We start from the raw sequence: 23,381 nt of genomic DNA on the forward strand, positions 1-23,381 counted from the left end.
AATGTAAATTACTGTCTAATAAAATACTAAATTTAGTTTTTTTGTTTTACTTTAAACTAAATTTAGTGCGAATTTAGTTATCAAGATTTGTGTAATTTGTTACTTTAATTTTAAAGATTTAATAAAATCTTTGATAACAAAAAAAAAGAAAAAAGAAAAGAAAAGCCAATGGTAAAAAAAAAAAAAAAAAAAAAAAAATCAAGAATTTTTGAAAAAGCATTGACAAAATAAAATTAATTTTAAAAACTCAAAACAAAGAAAAGAACAAAAATGAATAGTTAAGGATTATAAAAAAAGAACTATTAAAATTGTTTATGAATCTTTTAAAATAATCAAAATAAAATATGTTGAAAAGAATTAATTTGGAGAAAAAAAGATCAAGTATTTTAAAAATCCTTTGGATGATTTTAGTCCGAAAAAGCAAATTACCAATGATTTACATAAATAAATTTTAGAAGAAATTATGAGTGGAAAATCATTTAGAGAAATATCTAAAGCTTCAAAAAAGCAATTTCAATTTCTTCAATTAGTCTTATTTTGAATAAAAACTTAAATCAAAAAGAACATTTAAATGAAACAAAAATTTTAACTAAAAATAAAATCATTTATTTAGAAATTGATGATACATATTCAAATTTAATAACAAAAAATGGCAAAAATAAAAAGCATTGTAGTAGAACTTTAATGCTTCATTTAGGTAAAGATAAAAATAATAATTTAATTCATAAAACATTAATTTTAAGCATAAGTGAAACAAATAAAAAGAAGTTAGAAATATCTAAATTAACTAAAAAAATATCAAAAATTATTTATAAAATTTATGAAAATAATTATAGCAAAATTGTGATTTATGGAAATGGAGCAAGATTTATAAAATCAATCGCCAAAACATTAAATGCAACTTATATTTTAAATAAATTTCATATTAAAAAATATGTTTTTTCTCTTGTAGGATTTAGCAAAAGTAATACTAAAAATAAGAAATTTTTTAAATCATTTTTAGATCAAAATAATAAAACACTAGAAAAAACTGTATTAAATTTAATCTATCAAAATGAATATAAAAAGGATTTAATTTTGCTTGAAAATATTTTTAATAAATTAAATAATCACCCTGAAATTAACTTTCCAAAAAGTAAATTTAAAGAGTTAAAACTGTTCAAAAAATATTTATTAAATAACAAAATAGCACTGACAAATTTTAATAAAAATTTGACATTGGATCAAGAACTGAGGCAATCATTTCACATTATATTAAGAAAAAACAACTAAAAAATACAACTTATGGTATTAATTCTTTTAAAAATTTAATTAAAATGAATATGGAAAACAAAGGAATTTTTTTCTTGTTTAAATTTTTAAAACTTATTTTTTAAATTTTTTTATTTTATTTTTTTCAAAAATAGACATAACATTGAAGTTATGAACTTTAAAATTAATTAAAAAACTTGTTAAGAAAAGTTAAGAACTTTTCATTATTATGTATATAATGATGTTTTAGAAAAAAGTATACTGTGCTTAACAGTTGTCTTATTTTCTTTTCCTGTTTTAACCTGTGCGCAAGCGAGAGGCAGGAAAAAGGTAAGGTTAAGAAAATTATTTTAATTTGTCTTGAATGATTATTAACATGAGAAAAATAAAGATTGACTTTGAAATGAAAAAAGTCTTATTTTTTGTTGTATAATTTTTTTGGAGCTTTGGTTTCTCAAAATCAAAACAACCCCTTAACTTAAACACTAACGATTTTTTTATTTATTTAATTTATATTTTTCAATTATATGTTTAACTTCCTGAAATACTTGTTCTTCAGTTTTATTATTAGTATCAACAATTACATATTCTATTTTATATTTTTTTGCAACTTTAACAAAAGTTTGTTTATAAATTTTATAAAGTTGTTCAAAATATTGTTTGTTTTTTTCATAATTTTCAATTTCAACTGATCGACCACGGTTAAAAAGTCTTTTTTGAAAATTTTCAAAACTCACATCAAGAAAAATAGTAAATTCAGGAAGATTTTCATTGCTAACTAATTCAGTAAATAAAGCTTTATAAGCATTGAATGATTTTTGAGGTAATTTTTTTAAATTCACTTGAGCAAATACATAATGTTCAGCGCTAAAGCGATCAAGAAAAATAATATCATTTTGTTTATTTAATTTTAATTGATCAAATTTTTGAATAATTTGAGCTACTTTTGCAGTATGATTTTCAACTACATAAACTTGAAAACTAATGTCAATGTTTGGTTTTTGTTCATAAAACCATTGCAAATAAGTGTTAAATACAATATCATTATCTTCATATTCATTTAAAAGCAAAGAATTTTTAAAATATTGATTTAATTTTTTTGAAAGCGTGCTTTTACCACTGCTAATCATTCCTGAAATTCCAATTATCATATTATCATCCTTTTTTAAAAGTATGTTGAATTAAAATATACTTATTTTTGTTGCATTACTGTAATGATTTCAACATTTGATTTCTGTTGAACATCAACTTCAACTACATCTCCAACTTTTTTTCCCATAATAGCTATTGCTAACGGACTTTTGTTTGAAATTTTATCCTCAAATGGATTAACATCATGTGTACCCATAATGGTAATATTTTTAATTTCATTAGTTTCAAGAAATTTAAGTGTAACTGTAGTTCCAATTCCAATAAGTCCAGTTGAATCATTTTCAATAATTTCAACACGATCTAAAATTAATTCAAGCTCATTAATTCTTCCTTCGACAATTCCTTGTTTTTCTCTTGCTGCATCATATTCAGCGTTTTCTGAAAGATCTCCCTGAGCTCGAGCTTCTTTTAAAGCAAGTTGAACTGCAGGACGTTCAACATTAACTAAATATTCATATTCTTTTTGATATTTTTCAAGTGTTTCTTTGGCTAAATAAATTTTTTCACTTACATTATTGTTTTTGTTTTTCATAAAACTCCTAATTGTTTTTTAATTATACAATTTCTAATTTGATTTTTTAGCAATATACAAAAATTTACTTTCAACATATGAAATTTCATAAATGATATTGTTAGTTTTTAAAAATTTAACAAAGTTTTTTAATTCTTTATTTGAATAGTCTTCAATTAAAATCATCATCATTGAATTATCTGTTAAATTTTTATAATATCTTTGAAAATTTTCAACTAAAGGGATTTCATTTTTAAAAACCACTAAAAAATCCAAATTTTGGTCCTGATAAGGTTGCAAATTTATTTCACTATAATCATTTATAAATTTTTTTTGAAGCTCATTAAGTTTTTCAATATTTAATTGATTTTCTAAAAAATAAATTTTTTGCTTGCTTTTAGCTGAAACTGTTGCACTCAAAAATCAATCACTTTGATCAATAATTAAAATTGATTTAAATTGATTGGTATAAATAGTATTAATAACTGCCTCAATATCATAAGGTTTGTATTTATTTTTAATTCATTCTTTAGCTGCAAATGGTAACTGCCCTAAATCATTGCGAAGTTTCTGTAAATCTAAGTAAGTTTTTTCTTGATCTTGATTGATATACTTTTGTTTAATTTTTTTAATTTTTAAACGAATTCAAACATTAACTATTATTGCAATAAGTACAAATACAAAAGCTGATACTACCAATATTATTTTTCATCAAACCATTATTTACCTCATTTATCTTTATAGTAATCTAAATAATCTTGCAAAATTATTTGTGCTGCAAGTTTATCTTTAAATGATTTTCGCTTTTTTTTATTCAATCCAGCACTTAACATTATTTCATGAGCTTTTTTAGTAGAATACTGTTCATTGATTAATAAAATTGGAATTTCAGGAAAAAAATTGCTAAGTTTTTTTTTAAATTGTTCAACCATTAGTGTTCGTTCGCTTTTTTGACCACTAATTTTTAATGGATATCCTAAAACAAAACCATCAATATTGTAATCATTTAAATACAATTGAACTTTTTCTAAAATTTGATTGAAATTTCCTTCAGTGTAAAAAAAATTATCAAGTGTTAAAGCAATAATTTCGTTTTCATCAGTAATTGCAAATCCACATGTTTTTGTTCCAAGATCAAATGCTAATTTTCTCATGATATTTTTTGAAATATTTCAACTATTAAATTTTTGCTTAGTTTTTGATTGCATTTACCCATTGCTAAAAGATTATTTCCACCACCTTTTCCTTGAAAATGTTCAAACAATTTTTGAATTATTTGATTTGAATTATAAATTTTGCTTGCTACAACAAGCATATTATTTTCAGTGTAACCTATCACAATTGTGTTTGGAAATTTTTCACGAATTGAACTTGCAACTACTTTAATTGCTTGAATTGGTAACAAAGTAACAATAACACTAAAATTATTAATTAAATCAACTGTAATTTGATTGTAATCAATTTCAGATACTTGTGTAGACTTTTTAAGTAAAATTTTATTATCCTGTTTAACTTTTTCAAGAACTTGCTTTAAATATTTTATTTGCTCTTCTAAATCATTGGGCAAGTTGATTTGAAATTGATATTCACTCATTATTTTTTTATTTTTGTCAATTGCTTTTTGTAAATCTTCAAAATATTCTTTACATTTTTGCTCTAAGTATTTTTTAACAGTTAAATTGGATGAAATAGCTTTAATTCTAAAAACTCCAGCAGCTTTTTTCTCAACTGAAACAATTTTAAAATTTTCAAGCATAGATGAATTTTCAAGGTGTGTTCCACCACATAAATCAGCAGTAATTCCTTCAAAGTGAACAATTCTAATATTTTTAGGATCCATGTACTCAGCTTCTTCAAGAGTCATAATTGCATTCATTTTTTTAGCTTCACTAGTAGTAGTTATCAAATAATGACGATTTGAATTTTGTAAAATATAATTTTTCACTAAGTTTTCAATTTGCAAAATTTGTTCATCAGTTGGTTTATTTTCTGCTGGAAAATCAAAAGTTAATCTTTCCTCATTGTTATCACTACTTAATTGTTGTATGTGATTGCCTAAAACATTACGAAGTGCACAAAATAACAAATGGGTTCCTGAATGATTACGTTTAAGACCTAATCTAATAGTTTTATCAACAAAACATTGTACTGGTAATTGTTTTTGAATTTTACCTTGAATTTTATGAATGTGATTTCCTCATTTATCTTTAAAAACATTTAAAATATTAATTTTATTATTATTTTGTAAAATATATCCGCGATCATGTTTTTGTCCACCACTAGTTGCATAAAATGGGGTTTGATCTAAAATTAAATATCCAATTCCATCAATAAAATCAACTTCACTTTCTGAATCAAATAATTTTAATATACAACTATTACTTTCTTCAAAATCATATCCAATAAATTGATCTATTTTTTTATCAATTAAAGCAAGCGAGTTAATAACTTTGTCCATTCCACTAATTTTATCTTTCTTTGAAACTTCAATATGTTTTAATCTTGCTTGTTCGTAGCCTTGTTTGTCAAGAATTATATTTTTTTCATTTAAAATTTCTTCAGTTAATTCAATTGGAAAACCATAAGTTTCAAATAATTTAAAAGCAATATCTCCAGGAAAAATTTTTACTTTGTCATTAATATAATTTTCAAGCAATAATCTTCCACTTTCAATTGTTTTTGAAAATAAAACTTCTTCTTCTAAAATAATTTGTTCAATTTTTTTTATATTATATTTATATGGCAAAGTATTAACAATGACTGTTGTTAATTTGTTTAAAATCAATTTTTTATTACTTTGTAGTTGCATTAACTTATGCACAGAACGGCGAATTAAGCGTCTTAAAATGTATCCTCTTCCAATATTTGAAGGTTTTGCTCCATCTCCAATAGCATTAACTACAGTTCGCATATGATCTGCAATAACTTTAAAATAACTATTTATTTTATTTTGTTCTTTATTTTTAATAAAATAATTTTCAACTTGATATTTAAATGGACTGTATTGTTCAATTGATTTGATAATAGGTAAAAATAAATCAGTATCAAAATTAGTTGGTGCATCTTGCATAATTGAAACAATTCGTTCAAAACCAGCACCAGTATCAATATTTTTTTGTTTTAATTCTGTATAGTTACCCTCTCCATCTGAATTATAAGTTGAAAAAACAATATTTCAAATTTCAATAAAACGGTCATTTTCAATATCTTGTTCAATTAATTCTGAACCACGATGATCATATTTTTCGCCTCGATCATAAAAAATTTCAGTATTAGGTCCACATGGTCCTGAACCAACTTCTCAAAAATTAGTTTTTTCTGTTCCAGGAATTAATTGCTTTTCTTTAAATCCATGTGATAGTCATTCATTTTTGGTTTCTAAATCTTTGTGAAAATAAGTAAAATATAATTTTTCTTTTGGAATTTTAAGAACATCAAGTAAAAATTCAACAGCAAAAGCAATTGCTTCTTTTTTAAAATAATCTCCAATTGAAAAATTTCCAAGCATTTCAAAAAAAGTATGATGTCTTGCAGTGATACCAACATTTTCAATATCATTTGTTCGAATTGCTTTTTGCGAATTAGTTAAACGTTTTGAAGGTGGGTTTTTTTTACCTGAAAAATAATCCTTTAAAGTGGCAACTCCACTATTAATTCACAAAAGTGAAGGATCATTATCAGGAATTAAACTTTGAGAAGGAACAACTAAATGATCCTTAGATTGAAAAAATTCTAGTCATTTTTTTCGAATTTCACTTGATTTCATTTAAAACCTCTAAATATCTAAATATATGTAATTTTTTTGTTATTTATAAATAATTCCTCAATAATTGCTCCGCCAATACATTTATCTCCATCATAAAAAACTATTTGTTGTCCAGGAGTGACTGCTTGGGATTTTTGAGGATAAAAAACTTGAATAAAATTATTTTCAAGCAATTTAATAGTTACTTTAATATCTTTTTGACGATATCTAAATTTTGCTGTTAAATTATCAGGATTGTAGTTTAAATTGTTAAAATTTAAATTACTTGCGATTAAACTATCTGACTCAAGTCATTGAGGTTGTGATAAAGGAGCAACAAACAAAATGTTCTTTTTAACATCATGGCCACAGACAAAATATGGTTCTTTCATCCCACCTAAATTCAGTCCTTTTCGCTGTCCAATGGTATAATAAAAACACCCAATATGTTCACCAATTTTTTGATTTGTTGTAATATCAATGATATCTCCATCTTGAGCTGGAATATAATTTTGTAAAAATTGAGTAAAGTTACGCTCTCCAATAAAACAAATTCCGGTTGAATCTTTTTTAGTTGCAGTTGCTAGGTTAAGTTCTAATGCTATGGTTCGAATTTGATCTTTAGTTAATTCCGCAAGAGGCATAATGACTTTATCAAGTTGTTCTTTTTTTAATTGAGCTAAAAAATATGTTTGATCTTTGTTTTGATCTTTGGCTCGATATAAATAACCATTTTCAACTTTAGCGTAATGACCCATTGCAATAAAATCAGCATTTAATTGACCAAAGGCATATTTGGCAAATTCATTAAATTTAATGTATTTATTACATAAAATATCTGGGTTTGGTGTTCTGCCTTTTTTGTACTCTTCAATAAAATTTTCAAAAACATAATTTCAGTATTCTTTAACAAAATCAATTCGATGTAATTTAATATTTAGTTCCTTAGCTACTTTCATAGCATCCTGATAATCTTTTTCTTGGGGACAAATATTTTGTGAAATATCATGATTGCCTAAAACATCATTATTTAAAATACTATCTCAATTACGCATAAAAAGGCCTTCAACTTCATAACCTTGTTTTTTAAGTAAATAAGCAGCAACTGATGAGTCCACTCCTCCACTCATTCCAATAATAACCTTTTTTTTCAACTTTCCGCCTTTAAGTTTAGTATGTTTTTATTATATTATTTTTAATTTTTTTAAAAATTAAAAAGTTGATAGTTTCTTTATTTTACAAGCAAAATTTTGAAAATAAAAATGGTAAAATAATTGTATGGGATTTTTTAAAAATTTAGTTAAAAAAATTTTTTCAAATAAAAATGAAACAATTGAACAAAAACAACAAATGCTTGATCAAAAACAACTTGATCAACTTGAAAAATCAGGTAAATTAGCTCGCTATGAAACCGGTCTTTCAAATGCTAGTAATTTTGGAAAAAAAATACTTGAACTACAAAATAAATACAATCAAATTGATGAAGATTTTTTTGATGAATTAGAAGAGTTGTTAATCATGTCTGACATTAATTCTTCACTTGTTTATTTAATTATTGAAAAAATAAAACGTGAAGTTAAAACCAATAATATTAGCGATCCAAAATTAATTGGAGAAATAGTTGCAGATCAAATGTTTGTTATTTACACTAATAAATCATTTATTAATACTAATTTAAGTTTTATTGATAATCGTTTAAATGTATTTATTTTTGTTGGTGTTAACGGTAGTGGAAAAACAACTTCAATTGCAAAAATAGCTCACAAATTTAAACAAAAAAACAAAAGAGTCTTGATTGCTGCAGGTGATACTTTTAGAGCTGGCGCTGTAAATCAACTTGAAATTTGAGCAAATCGAATTGGTGTTGATATTGTCAAACCAGATAAAGAAGGAGCTGATCCTAGTTCTGTTGTATTTAAAGCAATGGAAAAAGCAAAAAATGAACAATATGATTTACTAATAATTGATACTGCAGGAAGATTGCAAAATAAAATTAATTTAATGAATGAATTAAACAAAATGGTGTCAATAATTAAAAGATTTGAGCCATCAGCACCTCATGAATCATTACTTGTTCTTGATGCAACTACTGGGCAAAATGGTTTAAATCAAGCTAAAGCTTTTAAAGAAGTGGCTAATTTGACTGGAATTATTTTAACAAAAATGGATGGAACTTCTAAAGGCGGAATTGTTTTATCTATTAAAGATGAGTATGATTTAAATGTCAAATACTTAGGTCTTGGAGAAAAATTAGATGATTTACAAGAATTTGATTTAGAAATGTTTATTTATCAAATGACCAAGGACCTAATCAATGAATAAAGAAAGTAAAAAATCACTTGAAAATATTTGCAAATACACAATTTTATATCAAAAATATGGATTTTTACTTACTAAATCTCAACAACAAGCATTTGAATTGTATTTTCATAAAGATTTATCATATGCTGAAGTTGCACAGATTCTTGTCACAACAAGATCAAATGCATATGATACAGTTAATAAAGCAATCAATAAATTAAATAAAATTGATCAACAAAAAAATTCACACTAAGTGAATTTTTATTTTTTTACTATTTATTTTTTAGTTTTATTTTTTTTAAATAAATAAACAAATAATCCAGCAATAATAAATACTGATGTAAGAGCTCCAAATAAAATATATTCATAATATGTACGCTTTGGATCTTCTAAATTATTTTTAACAGTTGAATTATTACTATCTGTATACTGAACAAATAATGAATATTCTCTTGCTAAATTATGAGCTGTTTTTGTAATCTCTTCTACATTTGTTGAATCACTAACTACAAGTGCTTCAGCTTTTTCTAGAACTTCACTTATTTTTTGTTTAGTATTTTTTGGTAATCCTTCATAACCTTTTTGATCAGTTAAATCTTTAAAATTATTTAATTGATCTTTATATTTATTTAAATTACCCTTTAAAAGTTTCATTGCTTCATTTAAATCTTTAAGCTCTTTTTCAAAAGAATCAACATTTGACTGATTGTAATCATTGGCAATTGTTTTATTTGCCTTATTATAAAAAATTTGTTTTTGTTTTTCAGTTAAGTGTTCGTTACTATCAACAATTCCAACAAAAGGAGTGATTTTTGTTGTTGTATCATTAATTTTTGGATATTCACTAATAAATGAATCTAATTTAGTTTTAACTTCTTCATATTTTAAAACAGAATCTTGACCTAACTTAACATCTTCACTTTGCATTATAAATGATTTAACATCATTAAATAAAGCTTTTAAAGCATCTCTATCATCTTTTTTAAGTGCTTCATTATTAATGTAAGCATTAACATTTGCTTCAACTGTACTTGCTACATTTTTAGTTAAAAATTCTGCTACTGTTTTAGATAAATTTACAGAATTTTCAACATTTTTTACAATTTCATAAATAGCTTCTCTGGTTTCAGAAGAAATTTTTCATTTATCTCCTGATAGTTCTTCACTTGCTTTGTTTTGAACTGACTTATAATAAGATTCAATTGGAGTTGATACAATTGTTTTTTCTACATTATTATTTGAATCCACTTTATCAACATTTCCATTAAGAATAACATCTAAAATTGAAGCTATATCAAAATTAAAGATTCTTCTAAATTCATTTAATATTTTTTTAGAATGTTCAACTGTTTTAATTTTATGATCTGAATCATCTTTAGATTTTGTTGTTAATTCTTTAATAAAAAGATCTAATAAAGGTTCTAACCTATTTTTACTATATACATTATTTTCTTGAACATCTCTAACATCTTGAATGGTTTTAAAATTAGGATCATTATATTCTGCAATATCATACTTATTTGTATAATATTTTGAAAAAATTAATTGGATATTTTTTTCTAATTCAATATTTTTCTCTAATTCAACTGTTGGATCAATTAAACTTGTAGTAAAATCATAAATTTTGTACATTGAAAGAGAAAAATCTAGAGCACTAAAAAATTCCTTAATTAATTTATCTCTTAATTCTTCTTTTTTAGGTCCATCTGTTACTTGTGTAACATCAATGTTATTAATTTTTTCCTTAAGTTCAACTACTTGTGCTTTTGATAAAAATAATTCAACATTTTCTTCTTCTGTTTTTTCTTTAGAATTATTATTTTGTTTTTCATCTAATGATTTTGCAGTATTTTTTTTAGCTCTTAATTCCAAATAATCAACTGTTTTTAAAACATAATTTTTAAATTCAATAAGTTTTTCAATTTTAAAATATTCTTTAATTTTTTCTTCAATTTCTTTTCTCTTTGAACTATCTTCTAATAGTTTTACAACATCAGTATATTGAAATCTAATTTCATCTTCAGTTCCAATAAATGGCAAAATATTTGTTGGATAAGTAAAAGTTGTTGCATTTGTTGTTGAATCAACTTCAGTTGGTTGTGCTGGTGCTGGTGCATCTGTTGTACCAGAATCCCCTGTTACTTCACCATCTTTGTTAATATTTACTTGATTTGCAAAAAAAGCTGAAGTGGTTATAATTGGAGCTAAAGGAGCTAAAATTAATAATACATTTTTAATTTTTTTCATAAATTCCTCTTTAGAAAAGTTTTTAATTTATTTAAAAATAAATCATTTAAACATCAGTTTAAATTTTAAATTTAACATTAATATTTTATACTCTATATTATAAGGTAATTTATTTAAAAACAAAGAATAAAAAAAACAAGTTTATTTCTTGTTTTTCATTGGACATATAAAATGAAATGGTGCGAACGAATGGACTTGAACCATCGACCTCACGATTATCAGTCGTGTGCTCTAACCAGCTGAGCTACGCTCGCAAATTGCATTCCTATTATATCAAAAATGATAAAAGGAATGGAAAAAATTATTAATAAAATTAACGTTTTGAGAACTGTCTTGCACGACGCGCTTTTCTAAGACCAGGTTTTTTACGTTCTTTTGCACGAGCATCTCTTGTAAGCATTCCAAATTTTTTTAACACAGGACGATAATCATCACTTGCTGCTAATAATGCACGAGCAATTCCCAATCTAATTGCCCCAGCTTGTCCACTTAATCCACCACCTGCAACATTAACTGAAACATCAAACTGACCCATTGTCTCTGTTAAAACAAAAGGTTGATTTGCATCTTGAAGATAAATATCTGAAGTCAAATATTCCCTAGCATTTCTTTTGTTAATTACAAAATCACCATTCCCAGGTTTAATAATAACACGTGCTACTGAAGATTTTCTTCTTCCTAATCCACGATACAATAATTCTTTATCTTTAACCATAATTATCTAACCTCTAATCTTTCTGGTTGTTGTGCTTGATGTTTATGTTCAACTCCTGCATAAATAAAAACATTACGACGTTGTTGATTACCTAATTTGGTATGAGGCAACATTCCAAAAACTGCTTTTTGAACTAATGCAATAGGTTTTTTTGCTCTTAATTTAGCTGCGGTAATGCTTTTTAATCCACCTGGATATCCAGAATGTGAATAATAAACTTTATTATCTTCTTTTTTAGCAGTTAAAATTGCTTTTTCAGCATTAATGATAATAACATTGTCTCCCATATCAGCATTTGGGGTAAAAGTTGGTTTGGTTTTTCCTCTTAAAACAGATGCAACAAAAGCGGCTAAACGTCCTAAAACTTGACCTTCAGCATCAACAATATATCACTTTTTATTAGCATTTGCTCTATTAATAATTGTTGTTTGTCTCATGCGATCCTCCTACGTTAATTTTAATTTAATTTTAAAAATTTATTTAGATAGATAAATTGCTTTTTAATTATAACACAAACAAAAAATCTATTAAATTATTTTTTAAGTTTAATTTGCATTCATTTCAAGCTGACAAAGTAAATAAATTGCTGCTGTTTCTGCTCTTAAAATTCTACTTCCAAGTGAAATAATTTTAAACTTTTGATCTAACGCTTGAATTATTTCATCATCACTAAAACCACCTTCTGGGCCAATCAAAAATAAAACATCACTATTAATTTTTTTATTAAATTTTTCATTTGAATTTATTTTTTCATGTGCTAGAATTTTGTTTTTAATTTCTAAATTAATCACTTGTTGAAAAGTTTGAGGTTTATCTAAAATTGGAACTGTATTTCTAAATGATTGTTCAGCAGCATTTTGTAAAATAGTTTTAAAACGCTCAATTTTACGTTCAAATTTAAATTTAACTAAATCACTGTTGCAATGTTTAGTTATCATTGGAATGATTTTTGTAACCCCAAGTTCTGTTGCTTTTTGTAAAAGTCATTCAAAATGATCTAATTTAATTATTGACATTGCTAAAATAACTTCAAAATTATATTCATGATTTTCATGCAACTGTTTAACAATTGATGCTTTATTTTTTTCAGGAATACAAACATAAAATTTATTTTGATAAACACAAATAATTTCTTTGTTTTCTAGTTTTAAAACTCTTATATGTTTTAAAATTTTTTGATCGAGCAAAAAAGCATTATCTTTTTTTTCTGTAACAAAAAAACGATGCACTAATACCCCATTGCTTTTTCATATTCTTCTAAAGTACCTCTAAATAAGTAACTTTCTTGAGAATTTTTCAACTCTAAAATAACATCTGCACACTCATTAACAAATGCTCGATTATAGGTTGTAAAAATAGCTCCACCTTTATAGTTTTTTACTCCTTCAATAACTGAATCAATACTTTCTGCATCCAAATGATCTAAAGGTTGATCTAAAATAATAAAATTACTTTCTAAAAGCATCATTCTAGAAAACATTAGTCTTGCTTTTTCTCCTCCACTAGTAACTTTAACTTTTTTAAATACAGAATCATTTGAAAAAAGCATTCTACCTAAAAAACCACGCATTCTTGAATCTGAAACATCTTTATTAACTTCATTTATATTTTCAAGTGGTCATTGTGAAATTCACTCTAAAATATTTAAATCTGAATTAAAATATTTTAAATTATCATTTGGAAAATAACATGTTTTAATGGTTTGTCCTCATTGAACTGTTCCTGAAGTTGGTTTTATTTCCCCAGCTAAAATTGAAAGAAGTTTTGTTTTAGCAATATCATCTTCTCCGATAACAACCATTTTTTCTCCTGGTTTTAAAACAAAAGATAAATTTTCAAATAGTGTTTCTCCATTTTCATTTATATAAGTTAAATTTTCAACAGTTAAAATTTGCTTTCCATGATCACGATTCATCTCTCAACGTACAAAAGGATATTTACGATTAGAAGGTTTAATTTCATCTAACTTAATTTTTTCTAATGATTTTTTTCGTGATGTTGCTTGACGAGATTTAGAAGCATTTGCGCTAAAACGAGCAATAAAATCTTTTAATTTTTCAATTTGTGCTTCTTTTTTAAGATTTGATTGCTTCATCATTTCACGAGCTAATTCTGAAGATTGCTTTCAAAATGAATAATTTCCTGTATAAATTTTAGCTTCATTAAAATCAATATCGACTATGTGGGTGCAAATTGAATCAAGAAAATCACTATCATGTGAAACAACAATTACAACATTATTGTAATCAATTAAAAAATTTTCAAGTCATTTGATGCTTTTTAAATCCAAATGGTTGGTTGGTTCATCCATAATTAAAATATCTGGATTTCCAAATAACGCTTTAGCAAGTAATACTTTAATTTTTTGATTAGCTGTTAAATCTTTCATTAAAGAATTTCACTTATCAGATGGAATGTTTAAATTTGATAGAAGTTCTTGAGCATCATTTTCAGCAGTTCATCCGCCTAGTTCTCCAAATTTTTCTTCAAGTTCAGCTGCTCGTTCATAATCTTGCATACTAGCTTCAGGATTGGAATAAATAGCATCTTTTTCTTCCTTAACTTGATACAATGCAGTGTTTCCCATTATTACAACTTCTGTTACCACCAGATCATCATAAGCATTATGATTTTGTGAAAGAACTGAAATTCGTTTATTTTTTTCAATTAAAATATTTCCACTTGTTTGTTCTATTTCACCAGCTAAAATTTTTAAAAATGTTGATTTACCAGCTCCATTTGCTCCAATAATACCATAAGTGTTACCTTCAGTGAATTTTAAATTTACTCCTTCAAAAAGTTTTTTATCACTAAATACTTTACTTAAATTTTGCACTTCAATCATAATTATGTTCCTTATTGTTTTTAAAAATTAAAATCTAAATTATTTATCAACTATTTGTTAATTTTAATTATTTTATTTTATCAAAAATAACTTTTTATTTTATAACTATTAATAAAAAACATGAATGTTAGAAAAAATCACATTCATGTTTTAAATTTATTTAATTTTTTTTCTTGAAAACCTTTTCAAAATACATTTGCTTTTTTGATATTTTATTTTGGTAACGAACAATCAAAAATAAAACAATCCTACTGGAACTGTTGCTCCAATTAAAAAAGCTAAAAGATCTAAAAGAATAACCACAATTAAATTGCCACCTTTATAATAAAATGGAAATTTAAAATCTAAAAAGCTATAAATTACATATCCCCTTTCAATCCCTTTAAAATTTCCATAAGTAGCAAAATAAATAATTAAAGCAAAGAAAAAGTATGTAAAAACAATTCCTGATGAAATAAATAAACTATTTTTAGTAACTGTAATATCTTTACGTATTAAAAATAACATAACAAATCCAAAAATAGGGACAATGCAATGTGTAATAAGTGAAGTGGTTGCATTATAAACTTGTTTTCAATTTGTTTGAAAAGCAATTAAACTTCAGTAAATTAAAAATGTAATTGTAATTAAAAGCACTGAAATAAAATATGCTTCTCTAGATTTTCTATTTTGAGCTATTGCACTGCCAAGCATAGCTGATCCTAAAAATAAATTTGATAAATATGTAAAATAAATAACAGTGCTAATACTTTTAAAAATTAATTTAAAAGTTGGTTCACTTTTCTTTAATGTCTCACTATGATCATAAGTAATTATGTCAGTTAAAATAAAAGATAACACTGTAACTAAAATACAAATTCCACCAATAAACATTGCTGCATTTTTTTTATCTTGAAAAAGCAATTTTAAATTAATTTTTTCTTTCATAGAAATAAATTTTAATAAAAAAATCAAAAAATACAATTTTTTTATTTATTTTTTAGCAAAAATTTTAAAAAAATAAAAAAAGTCTGTTAAACAGACTATTTGACACAAGTTTTAAAACTCGATGTCGGCTCATTGACAATTATACTATATTTTAATATTAAAAATATTAATTATTATTATTATTATTTAACTTTTCATTTAAATTATTTTCTTTTATACTATCATTTTCTAAATTTTTTTCAATTGAATTTGAAGATGAAATATTAGATCTTAAATTATCTAATGAAGTTGAAATTTCAGACATTTTTTCTTTTATAATTTTGTAAAGTGAAACAATTTCGGCTTCTCTTTCTGAAGGAGTGTGTTCAATTCCTAAATTCATACTTTGTAAAATTTCTTTAAAAATTGGATCATTTTGCATCTCTTTTGTAATTAATGAGCGCGCTCCAATTCGATTTGAAAAAATTTTTAACATTACATCAAATGCAATATTTTCAATCATATCTTCAAACATTTTAGTTCCTTCTTGAGTGTAAATTTGATATGGGTTTTTTTGTGAATATTGAACTAAATTAATATTTGAACGCAATTTTTCCATTCGATTAATATGGCGTTTCCATTTTTGATCTAAAATTGATAAAATAATTTGCTTTTCTAAAAGATGCACTTCTTCTTCTGAAGTGTAATTAATTGCATTTTCTTTTCATTTTTCAAAAGCTTGAATAACTACATTTGAAACATAATTAGGTAAATCTTTTTCAAAAATTTTACTAATTTCTTCTAAAGAAAATTCAAATGCAATTAATTTTCCTACATTTTGATTTAAAAAATTAACTAATTCAGCATAATTGTAAAAGTTTTTGTTTTTATAAGCTGGAAAATTAACAATTGAATTTGTAGTATGTTTAATCATTTTTTTAATAATAAACTCAGTATTTTTAGAAGCTAAAATTAAATCACGCTGCGAATAAATTAAATCTCTTTGTTGACGAATAACATCATCATAATTTAAAACTGATTTCCTTGAATCATAATTAAATCCTTCAATTTTCTTCTGAGCATGATTGAAAGCAAAACGAAGATTTTTATTAGTGATTTCTTGGCCTTTTGAATCACTATAAGCTTCCTTAAAACTTTCATAATTGGCAAATCTTTGCATAAGAGGATCATCAATTGAAATATAAAATTTACTAGTTCCAATATCACCTTGACGACCTGAACGACCTTTTAATTGATTATCAATTCTTCTTGATTCAGCTTTATCAGTTCCAATAACATAAAGACCACCAAGATCAAGCGCTTCTTTTGAAGGTTTAATATCAGTTCCACGTCCTGCCATATTTGTTGCAATTGTAACTGATTTAACTTGACCAGCTTTAGATATAATTTCAGCTTCAGAAGCATTTTGTTTAGCATTTAAAACAGTATGAGGAATAGCTGCTCTTAAAAGATGTTTGTGTAGCTCTTCTGAATCTTCAATTTGTGCAGTTCCAACTAAAACAGGTTGCCCTTTTTCATATAACTCATGAATTTTTTTAGTCACAGCTTGTCATTTATCTTCAGATGAGGCAAAAATTGCATCTGGTTCATCAATTCTAGCAATTGGCATATTAGTTGGCACGACATTAACTCTCATGTTATAAATGTCTATAAATTCTTGTTCTTCAGTTTTAGCAGTTCCTGACATTCCACATAATTTAGCAAACATTCTAAAGAAATTTTGATAAGTAACTGTAGCTAAAGTTTGAGTTTCAGGTTCAACTTCAACCATTTCTTTTGCTTGAATTGCTTGGTGTAATCCTTCAGAATAACTTCTTCCTTCCATAATCCGACCAGTAAAACCATCAACTAATTCAATTTTGCCATCTCTAACAATATACTCAACATTATTTTTCATAATTTTATGTGCTCTTAAAGCATTTTGAATTAAATGAACTTGTTCAGAATTTTCAATTAAATAAATATTATTTACTTTAAAAAAGTTATTAGCTTTAGTGATTCCAGAATGTGTTAAAGTAATTGCTTTTGATTCTTCATCAATTAAATAATCATCACGAGTTAAAGTGCGCACAAATTGATCTGCGGCAAAATAAACAGCTGAATCTTGTTGTTCACCTCCTGAAATAATCAAAGGAGTTTTTGCCTCATCAATTAAAATTGAATCAACCTCATCAACTAAGCAAAAATTCAAACCACGTTGAACTTTTTCTTCCATGCTTTCAACCATATTATCTCTTAAATAATCAAATCCAAGTTCTGAATGAACTGAATAGGTAATATCAGCTGCATATGCTTTACGTTTTTCATCTGGATTCATTTGAGCTTTATTAATTCCAACAGTTAATCCTAAAAAATTAAACACTTCTCCCATTTCAGTGGCATCACGTTCACTTAAATATTCATTAACTGTTGAAACAATAGCCCCCTTACCTGGAAGGGCATTCAAGTAAACAGGAGCAATTGAAGTAATTGTTTTTCCCTCTCCAGTTTTCATTTCAGCTACTGAACCTAAATCAAGAAGTATTCCTCCTAAAATCTGCACATCATAAGGGCGTTTTTTTAAAATTCTTCGAGTTGCTTCACGAGCTACTGCAAAAACTTCATTACGAATGTATTCAAGTGAATAACCATCTTTTAACATCTGACGAAAACGAGAAGTTTGTTCTTGGAGTTGTTGATCAGTTAATTTTTCAACATATTTTTCAAGTTTATTAATTTCTTTTAAAGCCCTTTGGGCAATTCGCATTTCAGTTGTTTTAAAATCTAATAATTTCATAAGTTTTTTAATTATAAACTATTTTTTTATTACTTTCTTAATAAAGAAAAACACTTGTTTATCTAACAAGTGCTCCTGAAATTTTTTTATTTTCTAAGTCAATTGATTCAATAACACAATCAACAATCATTCCAGGTCAATATAAATCACCTGGATTTTCATTAACTTGCAAGTTTAGTTTAGAACTATGAATAAATAAAGAATTTTTCACTCCAATATAAAGAAAAATTCCAAAATCAGTAACATTTTGTATTGTTCCTTGTAATTGTTGTCCTTTTTGCAAATCTTCATCATTAGTAATGCTATCTTTTAAAACAAATCCATCTTTTTGATTGCGAATTAATTTTGTTGGTGAGTTTAAAGCATTTAAAATTAAATCAATTTGAAACTCACTTTGATTGTATTTTTGTGCAAGATCACTAGTTTTTAAATTTGAAATATCAATACCTTCTTCAGTTGGCACAATGTTGTAATCTTTGATAATGTTTTTTGCTAAAATATATGATTCAGGATGAATAAAGGTTTTATCCAAATATTCATTTGAAGAAAAAATTCTTAAAAAACCTATTGCTTGTTCGAATGTTTTAGGACCAATTCCTTTAACTTTTTTTACTTCATTACGATTATTAAAACTACCATGCAAATTTTTATAGTCTAAAATATTTTGAGCATGTTTTTCAGTTAATCCCGGAATGTAAGTTAAAATCTCTTTTGTGGCTGCATTTAAGTCAACTCCAATTTCTGAAACTACTTTTTGAACTTTAAAGTCAAGATATTTTTGAAGTTCTTTTTGATTTACATCATGTTGATATTGACCAACTCCCAAAGATTTAGGATCAATTTTTACCAACTCATTAAGTGGATCTAAATATTTTCTTCCAATATTAATTGCACTTCTTTGTTGTTCATCTAAATTAGGAAATTCCTTGCGAGCTGAATCACTTGTTGAATAAACACTAGCACCAACTTCTGAAACAATAGCATATTTAACACTTAATTGATGTTCTTGAATTAAATCACTGATAAATTTTTCAGTTTCTCTTGATGCAGTTCCATTACCAATTACAATAATTGAAACTTTATGTTTTTCAATTAAATTTAAAGTTATTTTTGATGCTAAATCACTATTTTTTTCAGAAGTAAATTTACTAGCAAATGGAGGATAAACTTTAAACACTTTATCTAATAATTTTCCCTGCTCATCAAGAACTGCTAATTTGCAACCATTAGCAAAAGCTGGATCAATTGCAATGATATTATGTCCTGAAACTGCTGGACCATTTAGCATTTTTTCAATTAAATTAGAAAATAAAATAATTGATTTTTCTTCTGCTGCTGCAAATAAATCATTAAAAATTTCTCTCTCAATACTTGGTAAAATAAGACGTTTTAAAGCATCTTCAATTGCATTAATAAATAATTCATGATTGATTTTTTTACGATCATATTTTCAAAGAAAATCACTAACTATAAATTCTTTTTTGTATTCAAAATTAAGTTTTAAAATTTTTAAATTAACTCCACGATTAATGGCCATAACATTGTGATTTTTAATGTATTTAATTAAAATTTTGTAATCATAATAATTTTTAAAGGTTTTCAAGGAATCATTAGCATTTTTTGTTTTATTAGTAACAATCATGCCATAATTTAAAATCTTTTGCTTTGTTTTTTCTCTTAATTCTAAATCTTGTGAAAAATATTGAGCTAAAATATAATTAATTTGTTCTTTAGCAAATTCTACAGTTGGGACATTTTCATTTAGATATTGTTGAGCTTCAGAAAAAAAATCAAAATTTGAATTTTTATTTTTAAAAACTTTTTGAGCAAGCGGTTCAAGACCAAGTGCAATTGCTTCAGCTGCTTTAGTAATTTTTCCTTCTTTGTATGGTTGATAAATGGCTTCTAGTTCACTTTTTGTTTTACATTGCAAAATATTTTTTTTAATTATCTCAGTTAAAAGATTTTTTTCTTTTAAAATTTTTAAAATACTTTCTTTTCGCTTCTGTAATTCATTTTGGTAATTAAATAAATCTTCAATTTTGTAAATTTGCTCATCAGAAAGTCCGCCAGTAACATCTTTTCGATAGCGAGAAATAAATGGAACGGTATCACCATTAGAAAGCATATTTAAAACTATATTAACTTGTTGTTTTGTAATTTGCAATTCATTTGCAACATTTTCAATTACTATATTATTTTCGTTCATATTTTTCCTTTTTATTTATTAATTCATTAAATTTTCTTTGTTCTTTAATAGTTGATATTTTTAAAATTTTAAGTAAATTAATTACTTCATTTTTATTAAATTCAGGAATTTGGCTTTGAGAAGCTTGTTCAAGGATTTGAATTTTTTCTTTTAATTTTTTTAAATTGGTTAATATTACATGACTTTCAACATTTTTAAAGTTAATTTTTAAATCATCTGGAAAAACAATTAATGAAGCGATTGGGACCTTTTTTCCTAAGGATTTTCAAATGTTATGTAAATGTTTTTCATTTTGCAAAATTGGATTTTTAAATTTCATTTTTTTTCTTTTTTTAAAACTAACAAAAACATACTCATTTGCACCATCACCTGTTATTGTCCCATGAAAAGATTTATATTCTAAAACTACAATAATTGAATGACTAATTAAAATTCCATCAACTTCATACATTTTAGAATTATATGAGTAAATCCCACCTTCCAAGTGATCAAAAGATGTGTTAACTAGTTCACTTTTTAACTTTGTATTAACATTTTTTTCAAACTGAAAACCCTCAGTTTGTTTGGTTTTATTTATAATTTTTTTATAAGTAAAAAAAACTATTGTAACAACAATAAATAAACTTATCAATACAATTGAAACAATAGTTAATGTAACAGAATTTGAACCATTTTTTTTAATCTCTAAAATAGTGTTATTATCCATTTAAAATCTTCCTTTGTTTTTTAATTATACTTTAAATTTAAAAACAAAAAGAAGGGATACCTTCTCTTTATTTTTTTAATATAAAATTTATTTGTTTTTTTCCTTTGAATTTAAAAATTGTTTATACTCTTGATCTGTAATAAATGCAGATTTTGAATTATTTTTCCAAAAAATAATTTTATGTAGCATTGGGTTAAAAAAATATTCATTAAAACCCTGCATAAAAACATAAATTACTGTTGATAACAAATTACCTAATATCATAGCTAAAGTAGCAACTGTGACACTTACCATAAATTCAGAAGAATAATTCCCAACAAATAGTGTTGGTAATTGTTGAGCTAATCCTCTAACTGGATTAATAGCAGCAGAACCACTTAAAATCCCAACTCAAAATGCCATTGAAATTATAAATAAAGTTACAACATCACGATATTTATCTTTAATAGTTGAAGAAAATATTGAAAATAACAATATCATTGACATAATTAATTCTCCACAAAAAATAACTGTTCCTCCAACATATAACTTACCTATTTGATTAAGATTCAAAATTTTAAATAATGTTTCTGTTGAATTAATTGCATCAACTGGTGCATTAGCTAAAGTGTAACCATCTTGAGTTTGACCTGATGTTTTTATTCCAATTAAATATACAATTATTCCAGCTAATATTCCAGCTAAAATTTGAATAAAAATTTTATATGAAACATATCATCCATTATGCATTCCTTTTAAATATTTAGTAATGCTAATAATTGGATTTAAATCACAACTTCATCTTAAAAAAATAAACATACACACGCCAACAACACCAAATCCAGAAAATAAACCTAAAAACACTTTTGAAAGAAAATAGTGTTCAACAACACTTTTATTAATGTAAATACTTAATCCTGCAAGAGCAAATGATAAAATGAATGTTCCTAAAAATTCACTAAATCCATTAATAATTCATGTTTTTCCATTAACTGGTCTTAAAGCTTCGTTTCTTTGTGAGGGTAATATTTTAAAAAAAGAAAATAATTTATTTAAAATATTTTTATTTGTTTTTAAAGAATGATTATTCATTTTAATTTTTCCATTTTCTACTATATTATTAAACTTTAAAGATTATTCAATAACTGATAACTTACTTATTGTATCACTTTTTATTTTATTTAAAATTGCTTTAAATTATTATTTGAATCTATAAATGTTTAAATTAATTTTTTTTTAACAAATGATTAAAAAAAATATTATTAATTAGAGGTAAAAAATGAATGATATTTTGTTATATTTTGTTGATAAATTTAAAAATAACACTCAAGATATTTTTAAATCAATGAAAATTTTTAAAAAAGACATAGAAAAAGAAATTATAAAAACAAAAGAACTCTACACATTAAATAAAATAGAATTTATTGATTTTTATGATTCAAATTTCCCAATAAGTTTCACTAAAATAGAAAATCCAATTCTTGGATTTTTTGCAAAAGGAAATATAAAATTATTAAATGAATTAAACAAAATTTATTTTGTTTCAGAAGAAGAAAATGATAATTACTGAAATGACAATATTGAAAAAATTACCAAAAATTGCACATTAGTAACTAATTATTTTTTGTCTGAAAAAGAATTGGTTAAAAAATTTAAAAACAAAGGGGGAAAAATTATTTATATTTGAAAATCAGGCTTAGATTTTATTGCAAATAAAAAAATTTCTGAAAATGAATTATATGTTTCATTATATCCAATTAAACAACATGCAAAAATTCAACATTTTAAGCAATCAAATTACTTTGCTGCTGCTTTAAGTGATCAACTAATTATTTTTTCTGCCAAAAAAAATTCTAAAGTGGATCATCTAGTTTCTTGCTTTTTAAATTTAGGAAAAGAAATAAGTTGTTTTCCAGGAAAAAATTTGTTTAATTATAACAATGAATTAATTAAAAGTGGAGCACGCTTAATAACTTATATTAGCGAAAGTATTTCTTGAAAATAAAAAACACTAAAA

Annotated in this window: 20 protein-coding genes and 1 tRNA gene; 4 read left to right on the forward strand and 17 right to left on the reverse strand. The window is 24.7% G+C overall.

The window, feature by feature from the left end; translation table 4 throughout:
* The first annotated feature begins 537 nt into the window (after window positions 1–537).
* Complete coding sequence (locus tag U744_RS0101205; protein WP_025755291.1) at window positions 538–1,272, forward strand: hypothetical protein; 735 nt, start codon at window positions 538–540, stop codon at window positions 1,270–1,272.
* Window positions 1,273–1,748: 476 nt separating this feature from the next.
* Here U744_RS0101205 and U744_RS04130 read toward each other — a convergent pair whose 3' ends face one another.
* The 6 genes from U744_RS04130 to mnmA are packed head-to-tail and all read right to left on the reverse strand — an operon-like array spanning window position 1,749 to window position 7,813.
* On the reverse strand, window positions 1,749–2,402 hold the full coding sequence (locus U744_RS04130) for a deoxynucleoside kinase (RefSeq protein WP_036431688.1): 654 nt from the start codon (window positions 2,400–2,402) through the stop codon (window positions 1,749–1,751).
* A 41-nt stretch (window positions 2,403–2,443) separates the two neighbouring features.
* On the reverse strand, window positions 2,444–2,935 hold the full coding sequence (gene greA / locus U744_RS0101215; RefSeq protein ID WP_025755292.1) for a transcription elongation factor GreA: 492 nt from the start codon (window positions 2,933–2,935) through the stop codon (window positions 2,444–2,446).
* 33 nt (window positions 2,936–2,968) lie between these two features.
* Entirely contained in the window at window positions 2,969–3,634 is a 666-nt protein-coding gene (locus U744_RS0101220; RefSeq protein WP_025755293.1) for a BC85_0335 family putative methyltransferase, read from the reverse strand.
* Window positions 3,634–4,068: a Holliday junction resolvase RuvX gene (gene ruvX, locus U744_RS0101225; RefSeq protein WP_025755294.1), complete on the reverse strand. Its 435-nt coding sequence runs from the start codon at window positions 4,066–4,068 to the stop codon at window positions 3,634–3,636. Before ruvX ends, U744_RS0101220 begins: the two co-directional genes overlap by 1 nt.
* A complete protein-coding gene (gene alaS / locus U744_RS0101230; protein WP_025755295.1) occupies window positions 4,056–6,680 on the reverse strand; it encodes an alanine--tRNA ligase in 2,625 nt (874 codons plus the stop codon). The genes ruvX and alaS overlap by 13 nt, the downstream gene beginning before the upstream one ends.
* Before the next feature lie 17 nt (window positions 6,681–6,697).
* Window positions 6,698–7,813: a tRNA 2-thiouridine(34) synthase MnmA gene (mnmA, locus tag U744_RS0101235; protein ID WP_025755296.1), complete on the reverse strand. Its 1,116-nt coding sequence runs from the start codon at window positions 7,811–7,813 to the stop codon at window positions 6,698–6,700.
* Between the two features lie 124 nt (window positions 7,814–7,937).
* Between mnmA and ftsY the strand changes: the two genes are divergently transcribed.
* Together ftsY and U744_RS0101245 are read left to right on the forward strand one after the other, a co-directional pair.
* Window positions 7,938–8,981: a signal recognition particle-docking protein FtsY gene (gene ftsY / locus U744_RS0101240; RefSeq protein ID WP_025755297.1), complete on the forward strand. Its 1,044-nt coding sequence runs from the start codon at window positions 7,938–7,940 to the stop codon at window positions 8,979–8,981.
* Window positions 8,974–9,213, forward strand: a complete 240-nt coding sequence (locus U744_RS0101245; protein ID WP_025755298.1) for a helix-turn-helix domain-containing protein — start codon at window positions 8,974–8,976, stop codon at window positions 9,211–9,213. The genes ftsY and U744_RS0101245 overlap by 8 nt, the downstream gene beginning before the upstream one ends.
* Window positions 9,214–9,236: 23 nt before the next feature.
* Here the strand turns inward: U744_RS0101245 and U744_RS0101250 are convergent, their stop codons facing one another.
* The 11 genes from U744_RS0101250 to U744_RS0101305 all read right to left on the reverse strand — a co-directional run bounded on the left by U744_RS0101250 (window position 9,237) and on the right by U744_RS0101305 (window position 22,456).
* A complete protein-coding gene (locus U744_RS0101250; RefSeq protein ID WP_025755299.1) occupies window positions 9,237–11,207 on the reverse strand; it encodes a hypothetical protein in 1,971 nt (656 codons plus the stop codon).
* A 177-nt stretch (window positions 11,208–11,384) separates the two neighbouring features.
* Window positions 11,385–11,461 (reverse strand) — tRNA-Ile (locus U744_RS0101255).
* 59 nt (window positions 11,462–11,520) lie between these two features.
* Window positions 11,521–11,922 (reverse strand): 30S ribosomal protein S9, encoded by a 402-nt coding sequence (rpsI, locus tag U744_RS0101260; RefSeq protein WP_025755300.1) that lies wholly within the window; start codon window positions 11,920–11,922, stop codon window positions 11,521–11,523.
* 2 nt (window positions 11,923–11,924) lie between these two features.
* Complete coding sequence (rplM, locus tag U744_RS0101265) at window positions 11,925–12,359, reverse strand: 50S ribosomal protein L13 (RefSeq protein WP_025755301.1); 435 nt, start codon at window positions 12,357–12,359, stop codon at window positions 11,925–11,927.
* A 108-nt stretch (window positions 12,360–12,467) separates the two neighbouring features.
* Window positions 12,468–13,151, reverse strand: a complete 684-nt coding sequence (locus tag U744_RS0101270) for a 16S rRNA (uracil(1498)-N(3))-methyltransferase (protein ID WP_025755302.1) — start codon at window positions 13,149–13,151, stop codon at window positions 12,468–12,470.
* Complete coding sequence (locus U744_RS0101275) at window positions 13,151–14,767, reverse strand: ABC-F family ATP-binding cassette domain-containing protein (RefSeq protein WP_025755303.1); 1,617 nt, start codon at window positions 14,765–14,767, stop codon at window positions 13,151–13,153. The genes U744_RS0101270 and U744_RS0101275 overlap by 1 nt, the downstream gene beginning before the upstream one ends.
* A 156-nt stretch (window positions 14,768–14,923) precedes the next feature.
* Window positions 14,924–15,694, reverse strand: coding sequence for an MAGa3780 family membrane protein (locus U744_RS0101280; RefSeq protein WP_036431708.1), 771 nt, complete (start codon window positions 15,692–15,694; stop codon window positions 14,924–14,926).
* 166 nt (window positions 15,695–15,860) lie between these two features.
* On the reverse strand, window positions 15,861–18,470 hold the full coding sequence (gene secA, locus U744_RS0101290) for a preprotein translocase subunit SecA (RefSeq protein ID WP_084644103.1): 2,610 nt from the start codon (window positions 18,468–18,470) through the stop codon (window positions 15,861–15,863).
* Between the two features lie 58 nt (window positions 18,471–18,528).
* Complete coding sequence (locus U744_RS0101295) at window positions 18,529–20,679, reverse strand: Tex-like N-terminal domain-containing protein (protein WP_025755307.1); 2,151 nt, start codon at window positions 20,677–20,679, stop codon at window positions 18,529–18,531.
* Window positions 20,666–21,385, reverse strand: a complete 720-nt coding sequence (locus U744_RS0101300) for a nuclease-related domain-containing protein (RefSeq protein ID WP_025755308.1) — start codon at window positions 21,383–21,385, stop codon at window positions 20,666–20,668. The genes U744_RS0101295 and U744_RS0101300 overlap by 14 nt, the downstream gene beginning before the upstream one ends.
* Before the next feature lie 87 nt (window positions 21,386–21,472).
* Window positions 21,473–22,456, reverse strand: a complete 984-nt coding sequence (locus U744_RS0101305) for an MIP/aquaporin family protein (RefSeq protein WP_025755309.1) — start codon at window positions 22,454–22,456, stop codon at window positions 21,473–21,475.
* A 187-nt stretch (window positions 22,457–22,643) separates the two neighbouring features.
* On the opposite strand from U744_RS0101305, the gene U744_RS0101310 reads away from it, so the two are divergent.
* On the forward strand, window positions 22,644–23,369 hold the full coding sequence (locus U744_RS0101310) for a DNA-processing protein DprA (protein WP_025755310.1): 726 nt from the start codon (window positions 22,644–22,646) through the stop codon (window positions 23,367–23,369).
* The last annotated feature ends 12 nt before the right edge of the window (window positions 23,370–23,381 follow it).

It is taken from the genome of Mycoplasmopsis cricetuli ATCC 35279 (genome assembly GCF_000526955.1).
Classification (GTDB): Bacteria; Bacillota_I; Bacilli_A; order Mycoplasmatales; family Metamycoplasmataceae; genus Mycoplasmopsis; species Mycoplasmopsis cricetuli.